Origin of the sequence: Nocardia asiatica NBRC 100129, from assembly GCF_000308415.1 — a bacterium.
Classification (GTDB): Bacteria; Actinomycetota; Actinomycetes; order Mycobacteriales; family Mycobacteriaceae; genus Nocardia; species Nocardia asiatica.
This window is the reverse complement of sequence record NZ_BAFS01000060.1, coordinates 1-4,254: the sequence shown is the minus strand read 5'-3', so window position 1 is coordinate 4,254 and position 4,254 is coordinate 1. Positions and strand designations below refer to the sequence as shown.

General features: G+C 67.9%; 3 protein-coding genes. All 3 read right to left on the bottom strand.

Going from position 1 to position 4,254, the window contains the following annotated elements:
* Window positions 1-6: 6 nt before the first annotated feature.
* Window positions 7-1,077 (bottom strand): peptide chain release factor 1, encoded by a 1,071-nt coding sequence (prfA, locus tag ON27_RS06290; protein WP_043720827.1) that lies wholly within the window; start codon window positions 1,075-1,077, stop codon window positions 7-9.
* An 81-nt stretch (window positions 1,078-1,158) separates the two neighbouring features.
* Window positions 1,159-1,389 carry a 50S ribosomal protein L31 gene (gene rpmE / locus ON27_RS06285; protein ID WP_011207583.1) on the bottom strand — a complete coding sequence of 77 codons (231 nt, stop codon included), beginning with the start codon at window positions 1,387-1,389 and terminating at the stop codon, window positions 1,159-1,161.
* A gap of 749 nt (window positions 1,390-2,138) precedes the next feature.
* The gene (rho, locus tag ON27_RS06280) at window positions 2,139-4,208 is read right to left on the bottom strand and encodes a transcription termination factor Rho (protein WP_043720826.1); all 2,070 of its coding nucleotides are present in this window, start codon (window positions 4,206-4,208) and stop codon (window positions 2,139-2,141) included.
* Window positions 4,209-4,254: the final 46 nt, after the last annotated feature.

The window sequence follows — 4,254 nt, the reverse complement described above, 5'->3', positions numbered from 1 at the left end:
AGACCGTCACTCCGCGGCCATACGCGCTTCGCGATCCGCCTTCCCCAGCGCGTCCAGCAGCGCGTCGAGATCGCCGTCGAGCACGGAGTCGAGGTTGTGCGCCTTGAAACCGATGCGATGATCGGTGATCCGGTTCTCCGGGAAGTTGTAGGTGCGGATCCGCTCGGAGCGGTCCACGGTGCGGATCTGGCTGGCCCGGCCCGCCGCCGCCTCCTGATCAGCCTGCTCCTCGGCCAGCGCCTGCAACCGCGCCGCGAGCACCTGCATCGCGCGCGCTTTGTTCTGCAGCTGCGATCGCTCGTTCTGGCAGGTGACCACGATGCCGGAGGGCAGATGGGTGATGCGCACCGCGGAGTCGGTGGTGTTGACGCCCTGGCCGCCCTTGCCGGAGGAGCGGTAGACGTCGATGCGCAGATCCGACTCGTCGATCTGCACCTCTTCGATCTCGTCGGGCTCCGGATAGATCAACACGCCTGCCGCCGAGGTGTGGATGCGGCCCTGCGACTCGGTCACCGGGACGCGTTGCACGCGGTGCACACCGCCCTCGAACTTGAAGCGTGACCACACGCCGTCGCGCGCCGCGTCGCGACTCTTGATCGACAGCGTCGCCTCTTTGTAGCCGCCGAGGTCGGACAGGTTGACGTCGAGGATCTCGACCTTCCAGCCGTGCCGCTCCGCGTACCGCAGGTACATGCGGGCCAAGTCCGCGGCGAACAGCGCGGACTCCTCGCCGCCCTCGCCGGACTTCACCTCGAGCACCACGTCGTCGCCGTCGTGCGGGTCGCGCGGGGCCAGCAGGTCGGCGAGGGCCTGTTCCAATTCCTCGACCTGCTGCTCCAGATCCGGGATCTCCGCGGCGAACGCGGCGTCGTCGGCGGCGAGTTCCCGGGCGGCGGACAGATCGCCGCGCGCCGTCTCCAGCTTGCGGTAGGTCGCCATGACCGGGGCCAGCTCGGCGAACCGCTTGCCGACCCGGCGCGCGGCGCCCGCATCGTTGTGCAGCGACGGATCGGCCAGCTGCGTCTCCAGGCCGGCGTACTCGGCCAGAATGTCGTCGATGGCGGACGGTTGCGTCACAGTGCTTCCTTCTCCTGGTAGCTGTCCAGACAAAACACCGACGCCCGGCCTGCGCAGCAGGACCGGGCGTCGGCGGGGAAGCTACTTGGCGTCGGCCTTCTTGCCGGCACGCTTGCCGTAGCGAGCCTCGAAGCGGGCCACGCGACCACCGGTGTCGAGAATCTTCTGCTTGCCGGTGTAGAAGGGGTGGCACTGCGAGCAGACCTCGACGGTGATGTGTCCCGACTCCTTGGTGCTGCGAGTCTGGAAGGTGTTGCCGCAACCACACACGACCGTGGTGTCGACATACGCCGGGTGAATTCCTGCCTTCATGGATGTCCTCTCGATTTTGGTCGCCGGGTCGCCCGCGTGGATTTGGCGCGAAGCGTGAACCGGAACCGACTAGGCGGGAGCTCTGCTCACCTGAGCAGACGCAACGATCGTTAAGTATGCCAGAACTGCCGTTACGCTCCCAAAACGCCCCCGGCGGGTGGTTTGTTCCCGCCCTAGGTACTCCCCCATGGTTCGCGCCCATGGAAGTGCGGGCACGCGAATCGCGGCCGCCTCGGGGACGCTGAAGTCGGGTAGTCCGCTACTCACGAATGCGAACAGATCCGTTCATAGAGTTGCGTACCTGGGTGCACATCGGCGTGCCGAGACAGGAAGGAGACCTCGTGAACATCCGAATCGCGTCCGCGATTTTCGTTCTACTCACTCTCTCGGTCGCCGTCGGTTTGTCCGCACTCCCCGAAAACAAGCACTATCCGGCCCCGGCGAACGCCGTGTACATCCAGACTCCGGATTCCACCGCTCCCGCCGACGGACCCTGCGCGCTGATACTCGGTCTCCTGATCAGTGGCGCGGCCACAATCGGCCTGGCCTTCTTCGCCCCACAAACGCCGAGAGGGTCCCGCAGCAGCGGGACCCTCTCGGCCGTTGTCAAGACGACAACTGATTTCGCGAGCACATGGGTAACTCGTCGGGCACGCCCAGAATCCGGCGAGGCACCGACCGCAGGCCCTGAGCGCTACTCTCGCGGCACCAAACCTGTACGGCCTGAATACTCGGCGAGGCGGGCAGCCCTATTCGTCGAGCGCGCCCGGCGCGGTCTTGCTCACCTGCATCAAGAACTCGAGGTTGTTCTTGGACTTCTTCAGACGGTCGATCAGCAGATCGATCGCCTGGTGCGAGTCCAGGCCGGACAGTACGCGGCGCAGCTTGTGCAGTACCGCCGCCTCGTCGGGGCTCAGCAGTAGCTCGTCCTTGCGGGTACCGGACGGGTTGACGTCCACCGCGGGGAACACGCGCCGCTCCGCGATCTTGCGGTCCAGCTTGAGCTCGGCGTTACCGGTGCCCTTGAACTCCTCGAAGATCACCGTGTCACCGGTCGAACCGGTCTCCACCATGGCGGTGGCGATGATCGTCAGCGAGCCGCCGTTCTCGATGTTGCGCGCCGCGCCGAGGAATCGCTTGGGCGGGTACAGCGCGGTGCTGTCCACACCACCGGAGAGGATTCGGCCCGAGGCGGGCGAGGAGTTGTTGTACGCGCGGCCGAGCCGGGTGATCGAGTCGAGCAGCACCACGACGTCCTTACCCATTTCCACCAGGCGCTTGGCGCGCTCGATGGCGAGTTCGGCGACCGAGGTGTGGTCCGACGGCGGACGGTCGAAGGTCGAGGAGATCACTTCGCCGCGCACCGAACGCTGCATGTCGGTGACCTCTTCGGGACGCTCGTCGACCAGCACCACCATGAGGTAGACCTCGGGGTTGTTGGTCGCGATCGCGTTCGCGATGTCCTGCAGGATCGTGGTCTTACCGGCCTTCGGCGGCGACACGATCAGGGCGCGCTGGCCCTTGCCGATCGGCATGATCAGGTCGATCACGCGGGTGGTCAGCTTGTTCGGCTGGGTCTCCAGCCGCAGGCGCTGGTTCGGGTACAGCGGGGTGAGCTTGCCGAACTCGGGACGGCGCTTGGCCGCCTCGACCTCGCCGCCGTTCACCGTGTCCAGCCGCACCAGCGGATCGAACTTCTGGCGCTGGTTGGCCTGTTCACCGTCGCGCGGGGCGCGCACCGCGCCGGTGATCGCGTCGCCGCGGCGCAGGCCGTTCTTGCGGACCAGGTTCATCGACACGTAGACGTCGTTCGGCCCGGCCAGGTATCCCGAGGTGCGGACGAAGGCGTAGTTGTCCAGCACGTCGAGGATGCCGGCGACCGGCTGCAGGACGTCGTCCTCGCGGATCTCCAGCTCGCGGGCCTCACCGCTGCCGCCGCCGCCATCGCGGTCGCGCCCACGACGACGCTCCCGGAAGCGGCGCCCGCGCCGTCCGCGACCGCCTTCCTCGTCGTCGCCGCCGCGGCCGCCCGCGCTGCCGTTCTGGCTCTGTCCGCGCTCGCCCTGACCGCGGTCGCCCTGACCACGCTCGCTCTGCCGCTCGCCCTGACCACGCTCGCTCTGCCGCTCGCCCTGACCACGCTCGCTCTGCCGCTCGCCCTGACCACGCTCGCGGCGGCGCTCGCCGCCCTGTTCGCTGTCCTGCTTCGGTTCCTCGGCCCGCGTTTCGGCGGGCGTGGTCTCGGTGGACGCGGATCGCGCCTGATCACGGCCACGGCGCTGCCGGCCACGGCCACGCTGGCCGCTCTCGCGGCCGGACTCCTCGGTGGTCTCGGTCGCGGTGGACGCCGCCTCGGCCGCGTGCGCGGCGGCGAGCGCGGAATCGGCGGGAGCCGCCTTCGCCGGGGCGGGAGCCTCGGTGGACGCGGCCGAAGCCGTCGGCGTCACGTCGAGGGTCGCCTGCTCGGCCTTGGCGGGCGCAGGCTCGGCGGGAGCGGCGCTCTTCGCGGGGGCATCGGCCTTGGCGGTTGCCGCGGACTTGGCCTCACCCTTGGCGGGCTTTTCCGCCTTCGCCGACTTTCCGGCGGCCTGATTTTCCTTGATGGCGGCGATCAAATCGCCCTTGCGCATTCCGGAGGTGCCTCGGATACCGAGCTCCCCCGCCAGCGCGCGCAACTGCGGCAACAACATTCCAGTCAGCCCCGATCGTGCGACGTCGGTGTTTTCGCTCATCTTCGAAATCTGTCCGGATTCACTTTCGCGGTCGCCCGTCGGGTTCGATTCCACGCCGGGTGTCGCGAGCAGGTCCGTATCTGTCACGGAAATCCTTTCCTTCCCTCGATTGCCGTGTGCTGTTTCGAGGGTT